This is a genomic window from Thermoleptolyngbya sichuanensis A183 (assembly GCF_013177315.1).
Taxonomy (GTDB): Bacteria; Cyanobacteriota; Cyanobacteriia; order Elainellales; family Elainellaceae; genus Thermoleptolyngbya; species Thermoleptolyngbya sichuanensis.
Genome location: NZ_CP053661.1, coordinates 4,167,981 through 4,190,308, shown reverse-complemented (window position 1 = coordinate 4,190,308; position 22,328 = coordinate 4,167,981). Strand labels below are relative to the sequence as shown.

General features: G+C 56.6%; 21 protein-coding genes. 7 read left to right on the top strand and 14 right to left on the bottom strand.

The window, feature by feature from the left end:
• Window positions 1-147: 147 nt before the first annotated feature.
• The 7 genes from HPC62_RS17480 to HPC62_RS17455 all read right to left on the bottom strand — a co-directional run bounded on the left by HPC62_RS17480 (window position 148) and on the right by HPC62_RS17455 (window position 5,189).
• On the bottom strand, window positions 148-411 hold the full coding sequence (locus tag HPC62_RS17480) for a DUF6439 family protein (RefSeq protein ID WP_172359017.1): 264 nt from the start codon (window positions 409-411) through the stop codon (window positions 148-150).
• 184 nt (window positions 412-595) lie between these two features.
• The gene (gene uraD, locus HPC62_RS17475; protein ID WP_225910569.1) at window positions 596-1,099 is read right to left on the bottom strand and encodes a 2-oxo-4-hydroxy-4-carboxy-5-ureidoimidazoline decarboxylase; all 504 of its coding nucleotides are present in this window, start codon (window positions 1,097-1,099) and stop codon (window positions 596-598) included.
• 162 nt (window positions 1,100-1,261) lie between these two features.
• Window positions 1,262-2,227: a GNAT family N-acetyltransferase gene (locus HPC62_RS17470; RefSeq protein ID WP_172357708.1), complete on the bottom strand. Its 966-nt coding sequence runs from the start codon at window positions 2,225-2,227 to the stop codon at window positions 1,262-1,264.
• Window positions 2,228-2,545: 318 nt separating this feature from the next.
• Window positions 2,546-2,671 carry a hypothetical protein gene (locus HPC62_RS23995; RefSeq protein ID WP_255548878.1) on the bottom strand — a complete coding sequence of 42 codons (126 nt, stop codon included), beginning with the start codon at window positions 2,669-2,671 and terminating at the stop codon, window positions 2,546-2,548.
• A 460-nt stretch (window positions 2,672-3,131) separates the two neighbouring features.
• On the bottom strand, window positions 3,132-3,281 hold the full coding sequence (locus HPC62_RS17465; RefSeq protein WP_172357706.1) for a hypothetical protein: 150 nt from the start codon (window positions 3,279-3,281) through the stop codon (window positions 3,132-3,134).
• A gap of 347 nt (window positions 3,282-3,628) precedes the next feature.
• Window positions 3,629-4,174, bottom strand: coding sequence for a hypothetical protein (locus HPC62_RS17460; RefSeq protein WP_228721642.1), 546 nt, complete (start codon window positions 4,172-4,174; stop codon window positions 3,629-3,631).
• A 163-nt stretch (window positions 4,175-4,337) separates the two neighbouring features.
• A complete protein-coding gene (locus HPC62_RS17455; protein ID WP_172357704.1) occupies window positions 4,338-5,189 on the bottom strand; it encodes a hypothetical protein in 852 nt (283 codons plus the stop codon).
• A 272-nt stretch (window positions 5,190-5,461) separates the two neighbouring features.
• Here HPC62_RS17455 and eat point away from each other — a divergent pair, with 272 nt between their 5' ends.
• On the top strand, window positions 5,462-7,000 hold the full coding sequence (gene eat, locus HPC62_RS17450) for an ethanolamine permease (RefSeq protein ID WP_172357702.1): 1,539 nt from the start codon (window positions 5,462-5,464) through the stop codon (window positions 6,998-7,000).
• A 108-nt stretch (window positions 7,001-7,108) separates the two neighbouring features.
• On the opposite strand, the gene HPC62_RS17445 is transcribed toward eat, so the two are convergent.
• The 6 genes from HPC62_RS17445 to HPC62_RS17420 form a co-directional block, all read right to left on the bottom strand.
• On the bottom strand, window positions 7,109-8,407 hold the full coding sequence (locus tag HPC62_RS17445) for an adenylate/guanylate cyclase domain-containing protein (RefSeq protein WP_172357700.1): 1,299 nt from the start codon (window positions 8,405-8,407) through the stop codon (window positions 7,109-7,111).
• 204 nt (window positions 8,408-8,611) lie between these two features.
• The gene (locus tag HPC62_RS17440; protein ID WP_172357698.1) at window positions 8,612-9,154 is read right to left on the bottom strand and encodes a cofactor assembly of complex C subunit B; all 543 of its coding nucleotides are present in this window, start codon (window positions 9,152-9,154) and stop codon (window positions 8,612-8,614) included.
• Between the two features lie 490 nt (window positions 9,155-9,644).
• A complete protein-coding gene (locus tag HPC62_RS17435) occupies window positions 9,645-10,019 on the bottom strand; it encodes a PadR family transcriptional regulator (protein WP_068514009.1) in 375 nt (124 codons plus the stop codon).
• A 608-nt stretch (window positions 10,020-10,627) separates the two neighbouring features.
• Window positions 10,628-11,233 (bottom strand): response regulator, encoded by a 606-nt coding sequence (locus HPC62_RS17430; protein ID WP_205371283.1) that lies wholly within the window; start codon window positions 11,231-11,233, stop codon window positions 10,628-10,630.
• A 230-nt stretch (window positions 11,234-11,463) separates the two neighbouring features.
• Entirely contained in the window at window positions 11,464-12,918 is a 1,455-nt protein-coding gene (locus HPC62_RS17425; RefSeq protein WP_225910568.1) for a di-heme oxidoreductase family protein, read from the bottom strand.
• Between the two features lie 8 nt (window positions 12,919-12,926).
• Complete coding sequence (locus HPC62_RS17420) at window positions 12,927-14,243, bottom strand: imelysin family protein (RefSeq protein WP_225910567.1); 1,317 nt, start codon at window positions 14,241-14,243, stop codon at window positions 12,927-12,929.
• Window positions 14,244-14,409: 166 nt separating this feature from the next.
• Between HPC62_RS17420 and HPC62_RS17415 the strand changes: the two genes are divergently transcribed.
• Window positions 14,410-15,108 carry a Fe2+-dependent dioxygenase gene (locus HPC62_RS17415; protein WP_172357696.1) on the top strand — a complete coding sequence of 233 codons (699 nt, stop codon included), beginning with the start codon at window positions 14,410-14,412 and terminating at the stop codon, window positions 15,106-15,108.
• Window positions 15,109-15,157: 49 nt separating this feature from the next.
• Here HPC62_RS17415 and HPC62_RS17410 read toward each other — a convergent pair whose 3' ends face one another.
• Window positions 15,158-16,210: a Fe(3+) ABC transporter substrate-binding protein gene (locus HPC62_RS17410; protein ID WP_172357694.1), complete on the bottom strand. Its 1,053-nt coding sequence runs from the start codon at window positions 16,208-16,210 to the stop codon at window positions 15,158-15,160.
• A 579-nt stretch (window positions 16,211-16,789) separates the two neighbouring features.
• On the opposite strand from HPC62_RS17410, the gene HPC62_RS17405 reads away from it, so the two are divergent.
• From HPC62_RS17405 to HPC62_RS17385, 5 genes are all read left to right on the top strand, one after another.
• Window positions 16,790-17,698 (top strand): hypothetical protein, encoded by a 909-nt coding sequence (locus tag HPC62_RS17405; RefSeq protein WP_172357693.1) that lies wholly within the window; start codon window positions 16,790-16,792, stop codon window positions 17,696-17,698.
• Between the two features lie 201 nt (window positions 17,699-17,899).
• On the top strand, window positions 17,900-18,376 hold the full coding sequence (locus HPC62_RS17400; RefSeq protein ID WP_172357691.1) for a cupin domain-containing protein: 477 nt from the start codon (window positions 17,900-17,902) through the stop codon (window positions 18,374-18,376).
• Window positions 18,377-18,600: 224 nt separating this feature from the next.
• Entirely contained in the window at window positions 18,601-19,773 is a 1,173-nt protein-coding gene (locus HPC62_RS17395) for a PAS domain-containing sensor histidine kinase (protein ID WP_172357689.1), read from the top strand.
• 328 nt (window positions 19,774-20,101) lie between these two features.
• Window positions 20,102-20,245: a hypothetical protein gene (locus HPC62_RS17390; RefSeq protein WP_172357687.1), complete on the top strand. Its 144-nt coding sequence runs from the start codon at window positions 20,102-20,104 to the stop codon at window positions 20,243-20,245.
• 208 nt (window positions 20,246-20,453) lie between these two features.
• Window positions 20,454-22,157 (top strand): two-component system response regulator, encoded by a 1,704-nt coding sequence (locus HPC62_RS17385; protein WP_172357685.1) that lies wholly within the window; start codon window positions 20,454-20,456, stop codon window positions 22,155-22,157.
• The last annotated feature ends 171 nt before the right edge of the window (window positions 22,158-22,328 follow it).

Here is a 22,328-nt window from a genome sequence, read left to right as displayed (position 1 = left end):
ATGAGGGCAACTTACAGAACTGGGATACGCCCGACACATTACGCGACATGGTATAGCAGCAGATCACAGCGACAGACTACAGCTACCTACAATCCCCTGCACCCCAATTCTGGAATGCTCCGCGTCCCTAGTCACCCCTGCCCTCCTCTACCGTCCATGCGTCGGACAAGGCGGTGCAGAAATCGACCGATCTAGCCAGCCCGCCGCCTGCTGCAACCTCGCCAGCGCTTCTTCCGGCTGATCCTTCAGTAGATATACCAGCGCGGTAGAAGCCTGCTCTAGGGCGCGGGCCTTGCGGTTTGCCTTGAGGCGATGCCAGTCATTGGGGGCGATCGCCATTCGCTGCAAAAGCGCCTGCGCCAGATCCAGATCGCTAAACTGAGCTAGGTCGCGAGTTGCAGGAGAGATCATCGGTTCATTAATCAGCGGCTCACCTGAGTGCAGCGGCTCCGGAGGGGTCTTTGTAGCGGTCTCAGTCTTCCCAGAATCAGACATCGCAAGTTTCCTGAACGCTTTATCTCCAGCCTAACCGCTTTGCGACCGCAAGACAGCGCAACTGGAACTGGTCAGCGTTGCCAAAACGCCAAAACCCAGTTCACGCTTCTGCACCAACCATCGCATCGAGGCGAAAGCGGGCGATTTTGAACACTTCCTGGAGGGCAGTTTGCAGTTCGGCTGCGCGGGAGTTTTGCAGCCGTTCCTCAAAGGCCGCGAGAATGCTGGCTTTGGTGTGCGATCGCACGGCAATGATAAACGGAAAGCCAAACTGCTCAGCGTAGGCTCGATTGAGCCGGTGAAAGCGGCTGTATTCCTCCGGCGAAAGGCGATCCAGCCCTGCGCTTGCCTGCTCTTGCACCGAGGCTTCGGCCATAGCGGTGCGGCTGCCCAGGTCAGGATGCGCCCGCAGCAGCGCCAGTTGCGCCTCGGTGCTGTCTGCCTGCACGACTGCGACCATTGCCTGATGCAGGTCGTCCACGGTGTCGAAGGGGCGCTGATGCCACGCTTTGGCGGCGATCGCCGGAGTGTTTTCAAAAATTGCCCCCAGCGCGGCTACAAACGCCTCCTGGGACATAGCGTTGAGTTCAGATAAAGACAGCATTTGGAGCGGTAGAGTGCGGAGCAGTGTGATGGTAGCACTGTTCGGGAGCGGTGGAGGGAGGAAGAGGGAAGAGGGAAGAGGGAAGAACGAAGAACGAAGAGAGAAGAGGTTCCGGTTTTCGTTCTTCGTTTTTCTTTCTCCGTTTCTCGCCTCCTCACTCCGTCACCCCATCACCTTCGCGTAGCTCAACCATGCAAACTGGGGCACAAATCCGACTGAGTGGTAAAGGTCGTAGGCAGCGTTGGGGTTTTGGGTATCTACGCCCAGCAGTGCTGTGTCCATGCCTTCGGCTTTGAGCCGATGCAGACCAGCAAGCAAGAGCGATCGCCCCAGGCCCCGCCGTCGAAAGCCGCGACGAGTTCCCAGCGAGCTGATCCAGCCTTCGCGACGGCCAAAGTGGGCGTTGGTGGGGATGCTGATGCAGCATCTGCAAAAGCCGGCCAGCGTGCCATCGGGCGACACGGCGATCAGATCCAGATCGGGTCGATAGTCCGCCTCGCCCAACCGATGTTCATGCTGCTCCACCGTCAGCGGGTGAAAGCCCCAGTGATCGATAAAGGTCTGGTTGTACAGATCCACCCAGTCTTGGGCAGGCACGCGGCGGGTATTGTCGATGATCTGAAACCCGGCGGGCAGTTGCGCGAGGGGAATAGGGTCGAGGAGCGATCGCGCTTCGGTGAGAAAGCGACGCTCGTATTCAAAGCCGCTGCGTTCAACTAGAGCGAGGCGATCGCCCTCCGTATCGCGGCTGTGGACATAGAGCTTGGTGGGCAGGTTGCGGGCCTGGCCGATTTGCAGCAAGCGGCTTTCGCCCCAGCGCAGCATTTCGGGTTCCAGTCGGCTGTGCCAGTCGGGATGCACCCGCAGTGACAAATGCCGCTCCAGAAAGCCGTCAATGGGTTCCTTCGCGCCCCAAAGCGAAGCCACACCCACCAACTGACCCGTTGTGTCTTCCCACAGGCGGCGATCGCCCACTGGGTCAAAGCTGGGATGGGTAGCATCGTGGGCCAGCTCCTCGGCGGTAAAGAAATACTCGCAATAGGTGGCGGCTTCGCAAAGATTAAGGAAATCCGCTAAGCGCTGATAGTCGGCCTGGCCGCTGACCGAGCGCTCCGTCAAAGTCATCATGTCAAAAACTCCGGGTGATGGTAAACAAAACGCCATCCATCCAGCAGGCTTTTTTCACAGGACTGACGCACTTGCGATCAGTTTTCTGGATTTTGGACGATTTCTCGCGGACTGCGCCCACAAGAAATCGTCCAACTGCGCCCGTTCTAGTTCAGCCAAAAGGTGGGCATTAGGAATGCCTGAGAGCCTGATCAACGCACGCATCTGGTACGTTAGGCATCACGCTAAAATGCAGGCTCTAGAACAGTCTTCGCTGCTGATAGTGAATGGCTCTGGGCCGGTTAACTAGCTCTCTGGTTTGAATGTGTTGCTGATGCTCTAGCGAATCGGGGGCTGCGTCAGGTCGAGCAGGGGCAGCGGGCGATCGCTCTGGTAGAGCCTTGTCTGGAGGCGGCGCAGCGACATCGGGCATCGCCGCCGAAATGGGTAAAGGTTGAGAGTCAAGAAACATCGGTTGCACCTCCGGTTTTTAGAAATTCTGTGGAAATGGCGTGAAATCGCGAGAAAACCGCGCAGTGCAACTCAAGGGTTCACCGCGCTCTCTTAGCCTGTAAAATTCATGGGTGCTTCAATACTACTTAAACTACAGTATGCTACAAGATTGGGCAGGTCTATCCCCCGATCGGGTAGTATGAGATTTTGGATTGGCGATTTTGGATTAGCGGACATCCGCCAAGCTGGCATCCATCCGCCGCGACTCAATCCGCGCCCTTGCAGACCAAAATCGGGTTCCGAGAGCGTCGCATCTACGACCCAGCCCAGAACCCGATTGAGACGGTATATTCAAGATGCTTGATTCGGACTTGTAGATTTAGGAAATCTATCGGTCTTGCTGAAAACCTATCGGTCTTGCTGACCCAAAAATTGATTCCAACGAATTGATTCCAACGAACGGCTCGACGAATCAAGCAGAACCCCGTCGCTTCAGGGAGGCAATCATCTGCTGCTTGACAGCACCCGCCCACTCGTCAAAGTTAAACTCTTCAGCCGGAGGGGTTGCAGGCACTTTTGGAGACAGCGGTTGCTTTGTGTCTTTGAGGTTTTGGCGGGCCATAAGGATCTCTCCAGCGGTAGCGATGTTAAATGAAATTACCAAAGCGGAAAGTTCTATACCTGTATCCGCAGGACGATCTGTAGCTATAGATACAGAACTTTTCTTCGATCATAACCCTATGCTGCCCAGCGGGTCACTGCCTCTAGCTTCTCAAATCTTCAAATACCCCAAATTCCCCCGACCGGGTGACTCCACGCCCCGCAGTGGCTAAACCTTGGCCGAACTTTGGCTGAACTTTCTTCGGCAGCTTGGCGGAGGGCGATCGCCCTGATTCCCCGCCAGCCAGCCTAGGCCAGGATTTCAGGCATCTATTAACCTGCTGCCCTTCAGCTTTCTCTAGAACCAACCTAAAACCGATTGAGAAAATGCCGCATCCGCACCTTGCTAGAGACATAGGGCGGAAACTGGTAATGCTCTGCTAGCAGCCAGGCCACCATCAGCAGGTGGGCGGTAAACGTAATGCTGACCCAGACCACCGGAAACCATGCCCAGGGGCTACCGGGCAGCGGTGGAAAGGTATAAGACGACAGCCAGACAATTCCTGTGGGCAACACCACCAGCACCACCGCCACCAGCCAGACAAAGGCAGTGAGGTTGGGGTCCGTTTGATAAGCAGATTGCCAGTTCCAGCCCGTCCAGCGCCAGGTCATGGGCTGTACGCTGTCTGCTACCTGCACCGACTGATCCGCCAGATTCGCCGTAAAAATATGCCGACAAAAGTTGCAGGCGAAGGCATCCATCAGCGCTAGCCCAGTGATTTCGCCATGCCGACAGACAGGACAGGTGTAGCGATCGCCAAAATCGAGCGATCGGGTGCGTGGGCCAGCCTTCTGGGAACTCATGGGCGATCGCTTGGAATGCCCGCTATCCGGCGAATTTAGACCTGGCATCATGGGCGACACTCCGGGCGACAGGTGCAGGGTTGAAGGCTGGAACGTGATGCTGGAACGTGATGCTTGAATGCTGAATGCTTGAACGCTAAACGTCGAAACCCAAACGCCTGTGATGACTGGCGCTCGTGATGACTGGATGCTTGCTAGATACTTTCTGGATACTTTAACGATAGCTCAACAGCGCCGTGCGATCGCCCACCGTGCGGACAATCTCTTGTCCATTGTGTTCCAAAATCACGCGGGGTTCTTGGCCATTCATTTCTACCCGCTTAATTAGCACTGTGCCACCCGCGAGGCGATCGCCCACCGACGCATAGCGGCTCCCCTCTCCCGGCACTTCGACGATAATGCTGTATCGACCGCCCATTTCCATCGCGCCCCTGATCTGGATGCTCTGGGGAATGCTGACGGGGGGCGCGGCGGGCACGGGCAGAACGGCAGGCGGGGCAGCAGCAACGGCGATCGCAGGCGGTACGGCAGGCACAGGCACCAGCGCAGGCAGTTCAGGGATAACCTGGGGCTGGGGTAGCTCCGCCGCGATCGGGCGATCCTCCGGCGGCACGGGCGGAATGGCGGGCTGCCGAATCACCACGGGCGTTTCGCCTAGCGACGCAAACGGGTCGCTACGCCCCGCGCTGACCTGGGGTAGGCGGCTGGGCACAGTGGTCGAGGAAATCAGCCCGGTGGCCAGCTGTCCTGGCGGTAGGGGCTTAGTGGCAGCGGCGCTGGGGGCAACGGGCACAGTGGGCGAGGCAAACATTTCAGATGGGGTTGCCGTGGGTGTTGTGTCTGCGGAACCCTCGGCGATGGGCGATTCGGCAACGAGGCCTGCTGCAGGGTCTGGGTTGGCTGCCTCAGGCGCAGAGCCTCTGCCGCAGCTTGCCATCAGCAGTCCTACACTGCCTGCGATCGCCCAGGCAACGCGCCCTGGTCGAAATCCATGCTGAACTATGCCTTGAACTGTGCTGTGCGGAGAACCCCTGTCTGAAGAAACGTTGCTCGCCGAATTGCTCATTGCCGAATCACTCCTCACCATTGCCCTGCCTGCTTGCAGATTCACAACTCCAAAGCATAGCGCCGATTTCTCTGGGGCGATCGCCTAAATTATTAAAGAATTCCAGCGCTGAAGAATTCCAGGAAACCCTTTTGCTGCAAGAGTGCCGTTGCACCGACCTTACCTTTTCGGAATGCGGCGCAAGTCGGAATGCGATGCAAGATCGCTACGAACTCGCGCCGTCCCTGCTTGTGTGGTATTAAATCGCTGTGGACACGTTTTGTGAGGCAGGGATGGCAGGTCAAATTCCAACCGATCGAAATCCAGGACATCCCGCAGACGAGGGAGCGCTGGAGGCCTGGGTGAGCTATGAACCCGTCGAGGCGGCCTATTTTCAGAAGCGACAGCTCCGCCGCAGCGTGGGCTGGGGGCTGCTGTGGGCGCTGGGGGTGGGCGCGGTCATTTCGGGCAATTTTTCGGGATGGAATTTTGGGCTGGCGGCTGGCGGCTTTGGCGGCATGGCGATCGCCACCCTGCTCACGGCAGTTCTCTACATCTGCCTGGTCTACACGATTTCGGAGTTATCTGCGGCGCTGCCCCACGCGGGCGGTTTCTATTCCTTTGTGCGCCACGCCTTTGGGCCGCTGGGCGGCTTCCTTTCCGGCATCACCGATTTGATCGAGTACCTGATTACGCCAGCGCTGATTGCATTTTTCATCGGCGCGTATTTAAACAGCCTGTTTCCCGCCGCGCCGCCGCCCATCTGGTGGCTGCTGTTTTACGCCATCTTTGTCGGCATTAATATCCTGGGTGTTGAACCCAGCCTGAAGGTGGGGCTGGTGTTCACGGTGATCGCCCTGGCGGTGCTGGTAGATTTCTACCTGGGAGCAGTGCTGAGCGGCAAGTTTCAGCCGGGGCTGCTGCTGAATATTGCCCCTACTGAGGGAAATCCCGCCTGGTTGCCCAACGGGGTCGGCGGCATTTTTGGCGCAATTCCCTACGCCATCTGGTTCTTTTTGGCAATCGAGCAGTTGCCCCTGTCGGCGGAGGAAGCGACCGACTCTCGCCGCGACATTCCCCGCGCCCTGCTATTGGGCATTGCGACGCTGCTGGTCTTTTCGCTGCTGACGCTGGTGCTGAATTCTGGCGTGCCCGCGACCCTGGTGACGGCGGATACCAACGAAACCTTTGTCGGCGCAGCGGCGATTGCCCGCACCACCGCCCCCCTGGCTGACGGACTGCGAGCCGTGTTTGGCGAAGGCACGGTGGCCACGCGCACGCTCACATTTCTAGCGCTGACGGGGCTAATTGCCAGTTTCCACGCCGTCATCTACGCCTACAGCCGCTCTCTGTTTGCCCTGTCGCGGGCGGGCTATCTGCCGCGCTGGATTTCCGTCACTAGCCAATATCGGACTCCGGCGATCGCCCTGCTGGTGGGGGCGGCAGTGGGGCTACTCTGCATCGGGCTGATTGAACTGGCGGGTCAGGCCATCGGCCCGGCACTATTGAATATGGTCGTCTTTGGCGCGGTGCTGTCTTACATTCTGGTGTTCGCCAGCTACCTCAAGCTCAAGCGCGATCGCCCAGAGCTCTATCGTCCCTACCTCAGCCCCCTGGGGTCGGCAGGCGCTTGGGTAGGGCTGATTCTCTCCATCGTGGCGCTGGTGGCCAGCCTGGCCGATCCAAACTATCGCCCCGGGATTCGGGGGGTGCTAGTGGTAATCGCCATCCTGCTGGCTTATTTTTTCCTCTATTCGCGCCGCAGGCTGGTGTCTCGTGCCCCAGAGGAGGAAACAGCGCTGCTGCTGCGGGTGCTGCATGAATTGCGATGAGGGCGGTTTTAGATTTTGGATTGGCGATTTTGGATGACTGGGCAAACTGGACAAGCCAGATTGAGACGATTCAGATTGAGACGATCCAGATTGAATCGTTCAGCCAGCCTAATCCGCATGGCGCAGGAGCAGGTAAGTTTTCATTTGCCCTTTGCCCTTCACGTAAATCGTGCCGCGTTCTTTGAATTCGTAGCGATCGCACAGCCGGACATACACCGCCTCTGTTACCTGGATCATGCCCGGAAGCCCCTGCGACTCCATGCGGCTGGCGGTGTTTACCGTGTCGCCCCAGAGATCGTAGATAAATTTTTTCACGCCGATTACGCCCGCCACGACGGGGCCCGTGTTAATGCCAATCCGCATGTTAAACGGCGTGTTGTTTGGCGTTTTGAACTGGGCGATCGCCCGCTGCATGTCCAGCGCCATATTGGCGATCGCCTCCAGATGGTCGGCCCGCTCTACGGGCAACCCGCCAACCACCATATAAGAATCACCAATGGTTTTGATTTTCTCCAGCCCATGCTGCTCTGCCAGCAGGTCAAATTTGGAAAACACCTGATTCAGCAGCCACACCATCTCCTCCGGCGGCACGCCCGCCGACAGTTCCGTAAACCCGACAATATCGGCAAACAGCACCGTCACTTCGGGAAAATGCTCGGCGATCGTGCGCTGGTCTTGTTTTAACTGCCGCGCGACCGACTCCGGCAAAATATTCAGCAGCAATCGCTCCGACTTTTCTTGCTCTGCCTCCAGCGCCCGCCGCGCCCGAAACTCCGCCCGCTGCAACTGCTCATAGAGAAACACCGACAGGTTACAAATCCCGCAAAACCAGAGCAAATAGAGCCACAGCGTTGCGTCCCACATTGACCCGGCGGTCTCACCCAGCCCCAACAGCGAGTTCACAATCAGGTAGTAGCCCAGCAAGCCGACTTGAGTTATCAAATGCAGCGGCCAGCGTACGGGCAACAGCGTCGCCTGCACCAAAAACACTAGCGTCCAGGCAAACACACCGGGAAACGCCACGCCTCGCAGCGTTGCCCAAATCTGCTCGATCAGCGTAATCGACCAGGAACAGCCCAAAAAAATCAGCGCCGGATAGCGCCGCCCAATCTTGCCCCGATGGAGAATCAGGCACAGCACCAGCCCTAATAAGGATGCACCCGCCATCGCAAACCAGCTTGGCGGAACCGTGCTGCGATTGACCAAAACCAAAAGCACCCGCAGCAGAATAAACGTGAGATAAGCCAGAATCCCAATTCGCAGCGACAAACTCAGCCGTCGCCGCATAAAGCCCTGCTGCCATTCCAGATAGGCAGGATCTTCATTGCCAAGGTCTGAGGGAAAGAGGGCTTCCCGAAATACGCTGGGCAGTTGGTGGAGGCGTTGAGTCAGCGACGAAAGGTTCACAGAACGCGGCTGGGGGAGGGGAGGTTCGGGGGACGGAGACTCAACAAAAACTTAATGAGTATTGGCAGATGAGTATTGGCAGATGAGTATTGGCAGTAGGTGGGCGGCCAAATCATAGACGCTTAAATCACAGACGCTTAAATCTACAGACGCTTAACTGTAAATGCTGATCCCAATTCGGTTTGGATGAGGAATTCGCTTGAGTTATTCGCTCAGTGGCATCAGCCGCAGGGCTTGCTGAAATTCAGCTAGTTCGTCACGATGCCCAGTCACCACCAGCAGCGGCCCACGAATTTCGAGATCGACCTCCGGGCCCGGTTCAGTAATTCTCAGGGATACTTGCTCAGAGCGGGTGGACTTTTTCCAGTAGAATACCCCAGCGAGTGGAGCCAGCAGCACCAATCCTAAAAACAGGTTGCCGACCGTGGGAAACAGAAACGAGAGGACGAGGGACAGGCACAGCAGCCCTACAGCCGCAAGCGCCGAGAGGAAAATGGCGAGAAATGTGCTGGCGCGAACCAGCCCCTCATAGGTCACCTGATTTTGAGCAGCATCTACGGCGGCGATGCGATAGGCCCGCTGGGTGAAGTATTGCTGGATCGCTTCGAGTAGGTCTTCCTCTGGGCGATCGCCCACCAGCCTCGCCACCTCAATCCGATCTTTGGTAGAAGCTCGAATAAAGAAAAATAAACCTATTGCGAGTAATACGGTCAGCAGCGCGGTAGACGACAAGACCGGAAGTTCCATACACCTTAGCCAGGTTCTCTCTAGGGACATTGCTGTGGGGATTAGATCCACCCCCTTTAATGTACGAAAGATTGTGCCTCGATGGGTGATCTGGCCACAGCTCGCAGTCGGGTTGACGTGGCAGGAGTCAAAACAAATGCAAAATGCAGAGTAGCCGTCTGTGCAGCCACTCTGCAAGCATTCTCGCAACCAGGCGGAATGTGTAAGAGCTAATTTGTAAAGGAGCCTGAAAGCCTTGTTAATCAAGGATTTCCGAGAAACCGCTTTTCCTAGGCAAACATGACCTCAAAGCCACACATGCCAAGAGTTTCAGGCTTCTTAAGATTTGCTTCATAAATTAGCTCTAAGAGATCTCAAGTAAAAATCGCAGGGGTAATGATGATTGCCTAACTAAGACATAAGCTGAATAAGAGCAATCAATTCATCATCAATCAATTCATCATCAGTCAACCCGCCAGACCCCTACACAGCGACGGGATGCTCTGCTGAACTAGTCGGATACGCCCACAGGAACGGTAGCGTTGTTCTGGGTGTAGCTTTCCCACAGGCGGGACAGTTCCTCAGCGCGATCGCGCCATTCTGGGGTAATTTGATACATCCGGCGAGGGCGACCCCGACCTTCTACCTTTTTCCAGTAGCCGATCACAGCGGCTCCATCTTCCAGAAACTTGAGGGCGCTGTAGAGGACTGTATCCGACAGCCGATAGGCCGGATATTCCGTCTCTAGCAGGCTAATGAGTTCCGTGCCGTAGGAGTCCTGCTTGAGCAGCACAGACAGCACGTAGCACACCGCCAATTCCTTATTTAGGTAGAACGGTGGCGGATTCTTGAAAAACTTGTAGATTTCGTCGAGTGTGGTTGTCATAAGGCTCAGCCCAATCACGCAAAACTAGGGTTGTGGATGACTCTCCTGAGAGAGCCTAAAGATACGTCGGAAGAGTGAAGTCTCGCTAAAAGAGACCAGTGGGAGTACGCTCGCCTTTGCCAATGCGCTCTAGGAACTAAAAGCACGTCGCCTGCCAAAACTACAGGCATAGACAAAGACCACAGGAGGGAAGACAGATGAGGGCGATCGCAGTTTGCCCATTGTTGTAGCCAACGTTTAAGTAGACAGCGTTTAATCCTCAGACAGTTCCAAAAAAACCGCTTTAGTGTCACAAGTTTATCGGCAATATCCGCAGGGCGGCTGTGCTTAAAGTGACTCAGTACAATCTCATCTGCGACCCCAATCATCGAGTAGAACAAAAATACAGACCTCGCTTGTACACCCCTCGCTAATAAAGTGTGAAGCCGTTTTATTACAGGCAGATTACGAGGTGTGCATACTGATGATTCTAGCCAGCCAGACAAAAATTGGCCCTCATTCTCCGGAGGTATTTGCTCTCAAGAGCAAGTATCTGGATATTGAATCTTAATATCATAAGATGACATCCTACAATTGGGTGATTTCAGAAATCTTAAGTATCAAATTTGCTACACCAGGCCGGCCCTAAGGGCCACAACTGCGGCCTGCACGCGATCATCCACCGCCAGCTTGTTCATAATGCCGCGTACATGGGTTTTCACTGTGTTAGGGCTAAGGTATAGCGCAGTGGCGATTTCAGGATTGCTCCGCCCTTCGACCATCAGCTTTAGAACTTCTAGCTCCCGCTGAGAAAGCTGGCCAACGGCGATCGCATCTGCGGCACTGGTGGGCGATTTGAGATGATCCATCACCAGTCGGGCCACCAGCGGGTCGAGATAGCTGGCACCTTCCCGTGCTGCCTCAATGGCCGCCAGCAGTCGCTCGACGGTCGTTCCTTTGACGCAGTAGGCATCGGCTCCGGCTGACAGCGCCGCGATTACCTCGTTTTCGGTGGTGTGCGACGTGAGCATGACGATCCGCACGTCGGGCAGGGATTCCTTAATCTTCTGCGTCGCGGCGATGCCGTCCAGACGGGGCAGCCCGATGTCCATCACCACAATGTCAGGCTTAAGTTTTAGCGCCTCCTCTACCGCAAAGTAGCCATCATCCGCTCGCCCCACGACCTGGATGCCTGGCTGGTTGCTCAAAGACTGTTCCAGCCCCAGTTGCATCATGGGATCATCTTCTACGATCAAAACCTGCACCAGTGTCTGACCTGATGCCTGACTTGAGGCTTCACTCACGCCAACTTCCTCCCTCAATCGCCAAAGTTCTTTGCCAAATTTCTTTGCTAGATTCCAAGACTAAGCCTGAACCCAGGCTGGTGACAGGCGGGCGTTCTCGTAAAAAGATTCTCGTAAAGAGATTCCCGCACAAACATTCCCGTACCAGTAGTTTAACGGCCTTAGCGCGAATTGAGGAACTTTAATAGTGCAGCGCGATCGCCCTCTGGCATAGTTCTAAATGCCTCACGAGCGGATGCTGCCTCGCCCCCGTGCCACAGGATGGCTTCTGCTAGCGTGCGGGCGCGACCATCGTGCAAATAGCCAGAATAGGGCAAAACTGTTTGCACCAGCCCAAGCCCCCACAAGGGCGGCGTGCGCCACTCCTGCCCCGTGGCCCGAAAATCGGGACGATGGTCGGCCAGCCCTTCGCCCAGATCATGCAGCAACAGATCGGTGTAGGGATGGATGGTCTGGTTTGCCAGCGCCGGAACTTGGTGCGTCCCGGTGCGCAGCGTTGGCACATGGCAACCCGCACAATTCGCTGCATTAAATAGGCGCTCTCCTCGCAGCACTTGGGGATCTTGTCGCTGCGTGGGTGCGGGCACTGCCAGCGTTTGCACGTAGACTGTATTGGCCTTCAGCGTGTGGGCATCAATTTCGTAGGAGCCGTCGGGTTCCGGAAACAGGGGATTGGTCACGCCCATATCGTTGATATAGGCAGAGGCCCCTTGCTGAAGCAGGGTTGGATTATTGGCTTTCCAGCCAAAGCGTCCTAGCACCTCAGCGTGTTGTTCCACATCCCAAACAGCATTCGGACGACCCGAAATGCCGTCCCCATCTCTGTCGTCGGGATCGGCTAGCGCCAGAATTTCTGCTTCGGGAACGGCTTCTAGCAAGCCCAATCCAAATACGGGCGACGGGATGCGGGGCGACACAAGGATGTGCGACGGCAGGGGATCGCCGCTGGGCAGCGTGATCTCAAACTGGGGCGATCGCAACGAGTAGGGCGTTCCGTCGGCATAGGTTCCGGGTTGCTCCTGCCAGCGCAGCTTGACCCGCGCTTCGGGCACGTAACCATACACTGCCTGATCCTGAATCTGCGTGCCAATGCCCGGAACAGGCGGCGCGTTGCCCAGGCTGACGGAAGCCTCCAGATGAGCGTTGGCACGTAGCACCGGCGCAGCCTCGGTCGGGGCAGGCAGCACAGGGTCCGGCGAATTGGGCAATCCCTGGCGAGGCAGGCTGACCCGCAGCAAAAGCTGTCCGGGAATAGGCATTCCCCGCCCATCTCGAATGTGGCACCCGGTGCAGGACGTGTTGTTGAACAATGGCCCCAGTCCACCATTGACCGGGGCGGGCGGCGTGACAAAGGCGGCCTCAAAATGGCGATCGCCCACTTGATGTAACGCCAGCCATTCGGGGCTGAGGTTGGGCGCAGGTTGCGAATAGCCCTGAGAGGTGCGGTTTTGAACCGTGGTGTCGCCCCCCGCCAGCAGCAGCGGCGACTGGGCCCAGCCAGCGCCATGCAGCAGCAGCGAGGCCAGTACGCCTGCAATGACAGAAAGGAGGGCGATCGCCCCAAATCGCCCCCTAGCACGACGCAACCCAGCAATACAAGCCATCAAACGAGCCATCACTCAAATCACTCCTGCACCAGCGGCATGATCCACTGCTCGAACACGCCTCGCAGCGTCAGCAGCGAATCTCGCGCCGCCGCGATCTGGGGCTTTGCGGCCGGGTCACAAAGAGTCGTCTCGATGGGGCCCGGAATGGCCTTGACTGCAGATTCCGCAGCCAGCAGATATTGCCGCACCTGAGTATCCAGGCTGGGATCAATGCTGGCGACATAGCGGCTGAGGCTGTGGCGGCCGGGGCGGCTGGCGCTGCCTGCAAAATAAGTCAACTCCACGCTGCGGAGGTTTTGATAAAAATCCTGAAGCGAACTGTGGCTAAAGCGGCTTTCCAGCAAGAAAGGATTCTGAGCATCCAGGGCTTCGCCAATTTTGACCGCGCCCAGCTCGTCCAGAATGTCGATGATGCCCTGCACCAGTTCGGTCGCCGCTGCTTGGGGCGTGGGATATGCAGTGCTGCGATCGCCCGCCTCCACAAACTCTTTGCGATAGGCCGGATAGCCCTCCACGCCCTCAGCCCAGCTTGCCAGCAAGTTCTCGGCTGTGGCTGCAAAATCTGCCCCGATCAACTGCAAATATTCCAACTCGCGGGGCGTGAAATCTGTCAGCCGCTTGTCGTTATTCCGCCCAAACAGCAAAAACTCGATGGTATGAAAGCCTTTTTGAGACGTTTGCAGCGTTTCCAAATACTCAGGCGTGAGGGCATCCTGGCTTTGCAAAATGGCCAGTACGTCCACTTCATTTACCGGCCAGTCATCCAGTCCAGCGTCATAACCCAGCGATGCCGCCGGGCCAAAGGCAAACGCTTCGCTGCTTTCCCAGGGCAAACGAGCCGCCAGCCAGGCCTGTCGGGTAGCCTGCAAGTTTGCCTGGGTGGGGCGGGCAGCAAACTGGGCGATCGCCCGATGTAGCCGTTGTGCTGCACGGTTCAACTCGCCATAGGTGGGCAGCAGCACAGTATCCACGAAACTGGTAAGTACCTGGCGATCGCCAAAGGGCAAGGCTGGCACCGTTGCCGCGTCATACACCCGCACAGGGCTGCTTACAGGCTGTGCCGCTCCCGATTCGCCCCCCTCGCCGCCGCCCTCCACAGCAATTGCAGCGCAAAAGCCGACCGACTGGGGCGCGATTCCCTCACCGCCTTCGCCCCCTTCACCGCCCGCCTGAGCCACACTCAAGGGAGCCGGGGCAACAGGATGAGGCTGCGTAGCGATCGGGCGATCGCCCGTGCTAGCTGACTCTGGGGTGGGGTCGGCAATCGCCTGAGTGCTAGCCTGTGTGATGACAAATGCACCAACGCCGACCCAAAGCTTCATCCGTCCGTTCATGTATCGATTCGTAAGGGCTTTCAACTGAGTAACTCCTATGTCATCTTCAGAAAAGGAGCAAAGATATCCTGAAATCGTTCTTCTGGGTTTATGCTCCAATGCTCAAACTGCAATCGCGCTCGCTTGCCCAACCTTGACCCCACCTTGACCTATCTGCTGCACCGCCATGATCCTTTGCATTGATGCCATATTGACCGATGAAGAGCTAGAAACCATCGCCACTGCATTAAAGGCAGCTTCATTTGTAGATGGCAAAATGACTGCTGGCTGGTATGCCAAACAGGTCAAACACAATACTCAACTCGAAGCTGGAGAAATCGCAGAAACCGTGCGATCGCTCGTTCTGGGGGCACTACGGCGCAACGCCCTGTTTCAAATGTCCGCCTATCCGAAAGTCATTCGTCCGCCGCTAATCAGCCGCTACGAGGTCGGCATGGGCTACGGCACACACGTAGACAATGCCCTGATGGGTAGGAGCGCCCTTTTCTCTGGTGATTCTCAACAAACAGACCTGATGCGAACGGATCTGTCGCTCACGCTATTTCTCAACTCGCCAGACGACTATGAGGGTGGAGAACTGGTCATCGAAGACACGCTGGGACATCACCCCTTTAAGCTGGCAGCGGGAGCAATGGTGCTGTATCCCGCCACAACACTGCATCGGGTAGAACCCGTGACACGGGGCACGCGGCTGGTTGCGGTAACCTGGGTGCAAAGCCTGGTCAGGAATGCGGGCGATCGCGAGCTGCTGTTTGAGCTAGATACCGCCCGCCACTCCCTATTTCGGCAGCACGGCAAAACGCCAGAATTTGACCAGATTACGAAATGCCACGCCAACCTGCTGCGCCGCTGGGCTGAGCCATAGCAGACAGCTAGCACAACCTGCAAACTGCCTGCTTAGAGTTCAAAAACCCCTATTTCCAGCCGCCCCGATCCATGATCCGCAGCGCTTCGGCGTTGTTGCGTCCATAGATAGCTGCGTTCAAGTTATCCTCCCTGAAACTGCCAAAACCCGCGACTACTGAATCCAGCGCCACGCCCGACAGCACGGGATATTCATTGTTGCCCTTAGCAAACACTTCCTGAGCCTGGGGGCTGGCTAGGTGTTCGATGAACCGGATTGCGCCTTCCCGATTCTTGGCAGTTCTCAGCACACCCGCGCCGCTGATGTTGATGTGAACACCGCGATCGCGCTGATTAGGGAAGAAAATGCCCACCTTGTTCACCACGTCCTGATCCGCAGGCTCGCTGGATTTAACCAGACGGGCAAGATAGTAAGTGTTGGCGATCGCAATATCGCCCTGCCCTGCTGCCACTGCTCGTATCTGAGCCGTGTCGTTGCCCTCAGGCTGTCGGGCAAAGTTGGCCACTAGTCCCCGCACCCAGGCTTCCGTTTCCCGCGGCCCATGCGCGTGCAGGATCGACCCTGTGAGCGATTGGTTATACACATGGGTCGAAGTCCGCGTCAAAATCTTGCCGCGCCACTTGGAGTTGGTCAAATCTTCGTAAGTAGAGAGATCAGCCGGATTTACACGCTCTTTGCTGTAGAACAAAACCCGTGCCCGCTTGGTCAACCCAAACCAATGGCCATCTGGCTCCCGCAAGTAGCCCGGAATCGCTGAATCTAGCACACTCGACCGAATCGGCTGCAATAAACCCTCTTCTTGAGCCCGCCAGAGACGGCCAGCGTCTACCGTGATCAGCACATCCGCGGGACTATTTGCCCCTTCACTCTTAATCCGCTCAATAAGCTGATCTGCTTCGGCTTCTACCAAGTTGACCCGAAAGCCTGTAGCTTCGGCAAAGCTCTGGTAGAGCGCGTCGTCAGTGTCATAGTGGCGAGACGAGTAAAGATTGACAACCCCTCGGCTTTGTTGAGCATTAGCACGGCGGCCAAATTGCCCAACAGTGGCGGCGGCTAGGGCGCTACCTGTGGCGATAAACACTCGCCGAGTCATTTTTCCCATAGAAACTTCTACTCCTGAAAGATGAACAGAGTTTGATGATGGCTGTATCAAGCTGTGGACCAGGGCTTTTTTATCTGTGGTCTGAAATCAGGCAAGCCAATGGACAATCTCTCTGCCTGGTTTTTCCTGCCTAGTCTTTCAACTGACTCGTTCTCTTAGGTCTGTCTTGGATAAATTGCCCTTCGAGAACGCTGGGCCCTGCCCCAAAAACAGACTGTATTGTACACTTAATGCAAGCAGTTCTCAATTGATCTCTAAAAATAAGCTCAGTAGATGCACTTTATTCTAGAGCAGATTTTTCAGCAAGTTGAAAGCAGTTGCCTAACTGTGCCCTTCTTGTGAAGAGTCAAGCCCGCATCCTTCCAAATGACCCTCTAATATTTATCGATTAGTTACTACAGCAAGCCATAAAGATTATCATTAACTGGCAGACCGTTTTACGGCAGTCTGCGGATTTACCTGCGATCGCCTCTCAGTCTGCACCTGTATCTGTGTCTGTATCTGCAACGAATATCTGCAAACAAATATCTGCAACGGATTTGTCGTATCTACCTGCTGCCTGTGTCTGTCACCCTTCCTATGCCTAAAACCCGCACCCAGCGCGATATGCCAGCACTGATGCGGGTTCTGTTTCGCCCGTGGCTGCTGATGTCGCTAGTGCTGCACGCGGGGCTGCTGGTGCTGCCGCTGCTGCCGGGTGGCTCCGGAGCCGATCCATCCCAATCTCTAGAAACCGACAACTCAGCCCCTGACCCGCCAGAGCTTTCAGTTTCCCTATCGCCTACGCCAGTGATGAATCCTTCGGTCACGCCGCCAGTAGCCCCGCCGTCTCCCTCGCCGAGCGCAACGCCCGCCCCCGTGCCCAGACCCGAACGGGTTGCCGTGCCGCGTCCGCCTGCCACAGCGAGATTCCCGCAGGAATCGCTGCGCGAATCGCCCGCCCCCGCCCCGGTTCCTGCGCCGTTGTCCCAGCCGACCACAGCCCCAACTGCTAGCCCTGCCGCACCCGCCGCCTCACCAGAACCCACTGCCGCCTTGCCCCCAACCCCTAGCCCGACTCCGTTGCCCACGCCCAACCCCGAAGCGTTACCGCAGCTTCAGGAGCCGCCCAGCCCAGTTCCCTACGCAAACTTTCCCCATCCAGCAGGGGCAAGCAACAACTGCAATGGGTTTCTGAGCTGCTGGCGGCTGTCGGATGCAGATGGGCGACCTGTGCAGGCGATCGCCCGCGATCTACAAGCCATGCTCCAAGAGCAGGGCTATCAAACTCAGCGACTAGAACCAGCCGACGACACGGGTTCTAGCCTGTATCGAGTAACCCCTCCCGACGAGCCGCCCTACTATGTCAACGTCATTTCGACGTTTAACCAGGGCACGGTCTATCTGCTGACGGATGAACCCATGACCGCTGCTGAAATTGCCGACGTGCGAGAGGGTCGCGCCCCTGCCCCCGAATCGCCCGATGCGCCGCTGCCCCCATCCAACTGAAATCCTCCCTTCGGGTGATTCCACCTTTGTCGCAAGACAGGCAGTATAAGGGCACCTTCCTCTCTTGCATGAGCCTTGCTACTCATGCTCCACATCCCCAGATACTTTTCAGTCCTTGCCTGAGGAGTGTCTGGGCTTTCCAATCTTTCCACATCACCTCAACTCAACCCTGCATCTAACCCTGCGTCTAACTCTGCATCTATGCACATCGACCCTGAGCAGGTTCCTGCAAAAACTGGAACCGTCTATCCAGAACCATTTAAGGCGCGGTTGGCAGGCCGCAGCAAGCGTCGCCTGGGAGATGCGGCGGGGCTAAAGAACTTTGGGGTGAACTGGGTAGCACTGGAGCCAGGAGCAATGTCGGCGTTGCGCCACTGGCATCAGCGCCAGGATGAGTTTATCTACGTGCTGACAGGCGAAGTGGTGCTGATTACCAATGCAGGCGAACAAGTGCTGAAGGCAGGAATGGCGGCGGGTTTTCCCGCAGGTGAGGCAAACGGACATCATCTGGTGAACCGCTCGGCGGCCCTGGCAACGTATCTCGAAGTGGGCGATCGCACGCCAGATGACCAGGTTACCTATCCCGACGATGATTTGGTCGCCGCTGCGGGGGACGCGGGCTGGATCTTTTTCCACAAAGACGGACAGCCCTACTCGTCTTCTATGTCCAGTGTTTAAGCGTCAAGTGTTTGAGCGAGTTCAACAGGGCGATCGCAAACCTTGTTAAACGAAATCTTTCATTTGGTTGCCAAGTACTGATTTTGGTAATCTCTGGGGAATGCTAATAGTTATAGCCATAGTCACTTTTATAAGGACAAGGTGTTGTTTTGGGCTGCACGACCATCCCACAACCATGTCCCAAGGTAGCTAGCGCCATACCCTAATTTTTCGGACGGTTCCCTGTGAAAACTGATTTACCAGACGCTTTCTTGCAGACGCTGCAAGATCCCGATACGCAGTGCAACCTGCTGCAATCGGTGGTGCTTCATGCCAACGACTCGATCGTGATTACCAACGCGGAACCGCTGGATGCGCCCGGCCCGCAAATTATATTCGTTAACGATGCCTTTTGCCGCATGACGGGCTATCGGCCTGAGGAGGTGATTGGCAAAACACCGCGTATTCTACAGGGGCCCAAGACCGATCGGGCTGCCCTTGATCGCTTAAAGGACTCGCTGCGGCGATGGCAGCCCTCTTTGGTGGAACTGCTGAACTATCGCAAAGACGGCAGCGAATTTTGGGTTGAAATGAGTCTGGTGCCTGTGGCCAATGCCAATGGCTGGTATACCCACTGGATTGCGATTCAGCGGGAGACGAGCGATCGCAAACGCCTGGAAACCGAACTGCTGAGAACGCTGCAAAAAGAGCGAGAACTCAGCGAACTGCGATCGCACTTTGTCACCATGACCTCCCACGAATTTCGCACGCCGCTGACGGCGATTCTGACGGCGGCGGAAATGCTGGAACACTACGGTCGCCACTGGACGGAGGACGATCGGCTAGAGCAACTGCGGCTGATTCAGGTAACCGTGCATCGGATGACGCAAATGCTAGACGACATCCTGCTGCTAGATCGGGCGGATACCACCGACCTGCAACCTGCACCCACCTGGTTTGATCCGGTAGCTTTTTGTGAGGCGCTGGTGAACGAATGTCAAACCACCAGCGGCCGCAACCATCGCTGGGAACTGATCAATCACCTGACCCAGCACAAGGTTTATCTCGATCAGGCGCTCTTGCAACAGGTGTTGCTCAATGTGCTGTCGAACGCGGTCAAATATTCTCCTGCCCATAGCCAGATTACGCTAGAGATGCGCGATCGCCCCGGAGGTATACAGTTTTCCGTCCGGGACGAGGGCATTGGGCTAGACCCACAAGACCCACCCCGACTGTGTGACCTGTTCTATCGGGGCAGCAACGTCGGCACGACTCCTGGCACTGGGCTGGGGCTGGCGATCGCCAAGCGATGTCTGGACTTGTGCGGCGGCGAAATCAGCTTTGAAAATCTGCCTGAGGGAGGACTTCGAGTGGCGATCGCGCTGCCCTTTCACAAAACACTGCAATCCAGCAGATAGAGCGTTAAAAAGCCTGGAATTTGGGCATCCTGAGAGAGTCTGAGTCCACACTTGGTTAACAATTTTAACCTTTATTTAACATTTGGTTTTCTACCGCTGAATGCTTAAACATTCAGCATGAATTGAAGTCTTAGAGGATGTTTGAAAAGTCCTACTGTTTGTAGCAAAGCGTGCAAGATCCCCCTAAATCCCCCTTAAAAAGGGGGACTTTAAGGCGGTTTCTCCCCTTTTTAAGGGGGGCTAGGGGGAATCTCTGAGTGCTTAACATTACAGGCGATACCTTTTCAAACACCCTCTTAAAGGGCAAATCTGAATCTGCCTGTAACCCATGAATCCGTTCTCAGCAGGGCTGAATCTCCAAACTGGGGCGATCGCCGATCGGGGTAAATCGGGCAATCACCGGGGCAATCATTCGGGGCAATCACCGGGGCAATCACCGGGCGATCGCTCTAGTTCGAGTCTGTTGGTCTGAACATTTGCTCTAAAACACTTGCACGGTTCAAGCATTTTGCATGGGCCGAGGCTGTGACACCGCTTTCGGCACAGGCAGCAGCCGATTGGACACAAACCCATCCAGTGTGCATCTCCAGTAATCCACTCGCAGGAATCCACTCGCAGTCACCCACTCGCAGCAACCTACAACATACCCCACTCATTCACTTAGGCCCTTCGGTTCAGTTATGGCAAAGATTTTGGTCATCGAGGATGACTTAACCATTCGCACTGCGCTCCTAAAGATGCTGAGCGCAGAAAATTACGAGGCGATCGCCGCTCCAGAAGGGCAAACCGGGCTAAGTCTCGCCCAAGGACACCGGCCAGACCTAATCCTGTGTGACATCATGATGCCCGGCTGCGACGGCTATGAAGTGCTGACCCAGCTCCAGCAAAATCCAGCAACGGCTGGCATTCCGTTTATCTTTCTTACGGCCAAGGCAGACCGTCAGGATATCCGCCAGGGCATGGCGATGGGCGCAGACGACTATCTCACCAAGCCCTTTACCCGGCAAGAACTGATGGAGGCGATCGCCACTCGGCTGAGCAAACACGCCAGCATCATTCAGCCCTACATCCAGGAAATGAAGCAGGCTGTTGATCGGCTCAACCAAATTGCCTACCGCGACCCCACCACCCAACTGGCCAACCGCATCCTGTTTCACCATCATCTTCAGGAGCATCTGGAATCGGCGGATGGGCTGGTGGCGCTGCTGCTGCTCAAACTCAACGCCAGTATGCCCGACGGTACACCGCTGGACGGAGCGATGACAGAATCCCTGGCCGCAGCGACAGCAGACCGCCTGCGTGAGGCGATTTCCCCAGAAGAGGCGATCGCCCGACTCAACAGCAACACCTTTGGCGTGTTTCAGGCTGTTGCTCACCGCCGCGATGCTGCCACGCTAGCCCAAACCCTGCTCAGCAGCCTGAACGAACCCTGCCTAATCGACAACGACACCTTGCAACCCCAGCTTTGCGCTGGCATCGCCCTCGCCCCCGACAACGGAGCCACCGCCAGCGAAGTGATGGAACATGCCCGCCAAGCCCTGCAAACCGCCCATCGGCAGCCCGGCCGCTATCAGTTCTATAGCCTGGAAGTCGATGCCTGGAACAGCCAGCGAATCTGGGTACTCCAGCATATTGAACAGGCGATCGAGCAAGACGAACTGCGCCTGCTGTACCAGCCCCAGGTCAACTTGATTAGCGGGCGCATCATCGGGGCAGAGGCGCTGATACGCTGGCAGCATCCCGACGTGGGCATGGTGCATCCTGCCCAATTTTTGGCGGTCGCAGAAGAAACAGACTGGATCGTGAAAATTGGCGAGTGGGTGCTGAAGACAGCCTGCGCGTCCGCTGTGCGGTGGAAAGAGGCCGGGCATCCTGGCATGAAGCTGTCGATCAACCTGTCGGCGCGTCAGTTTCGCAAGCTCGACCTGCCAAAGGCGATCGCCCAGGCGACGGCACAAACCGGGTTCGACCCGCATCTCTTGGTGCTGGACATCACCGAGGCAACGCTGCACGAAAATCGGGGCGTTGATGGAAAAACCATGCAGCAGCTTCAGCAGCTAGGGGTGCAACTGGCCCTGGATGACTTTGGCACAGGCTATTCCTCGCTTTACCATCTACGACAACTGCCCCTCGACTGCGTGAAAATCGACCGCACCTTTGTAGCCGATTTGGGAGAAGACGAGGATGCGCTGTCGATTGCAAAAGCGATTGTGGCGATCGCCCAGTCTCTCCAAACGCGGGCGATCGCCGAAGGAGTAGAAACCGACGCTCAGCTTAGCCTGTTGCGGCAAATCGGCTGCTACGCAGCCCAGGGAAATCGCTTCAGACCACCGCTCTCCGCCAGCGATCTCCAGCAGTTGCTCCAAACCAACCCGCGCCTCTAGACAAACGTGCAAGCAGTCTAGCGGAAATGGGTTAGCGCCAGGTAGCGCATCAAAACCCAACGGAGCAGTGCGTTACGGCTCTGCCTAACAGTTCAGGGTAGTCCTAAAAAACGTGAGTTTCGGTTAAGGAAAACGCCCCAAACCTGACTGGAAAGGAGCCTTAGCTCGTTG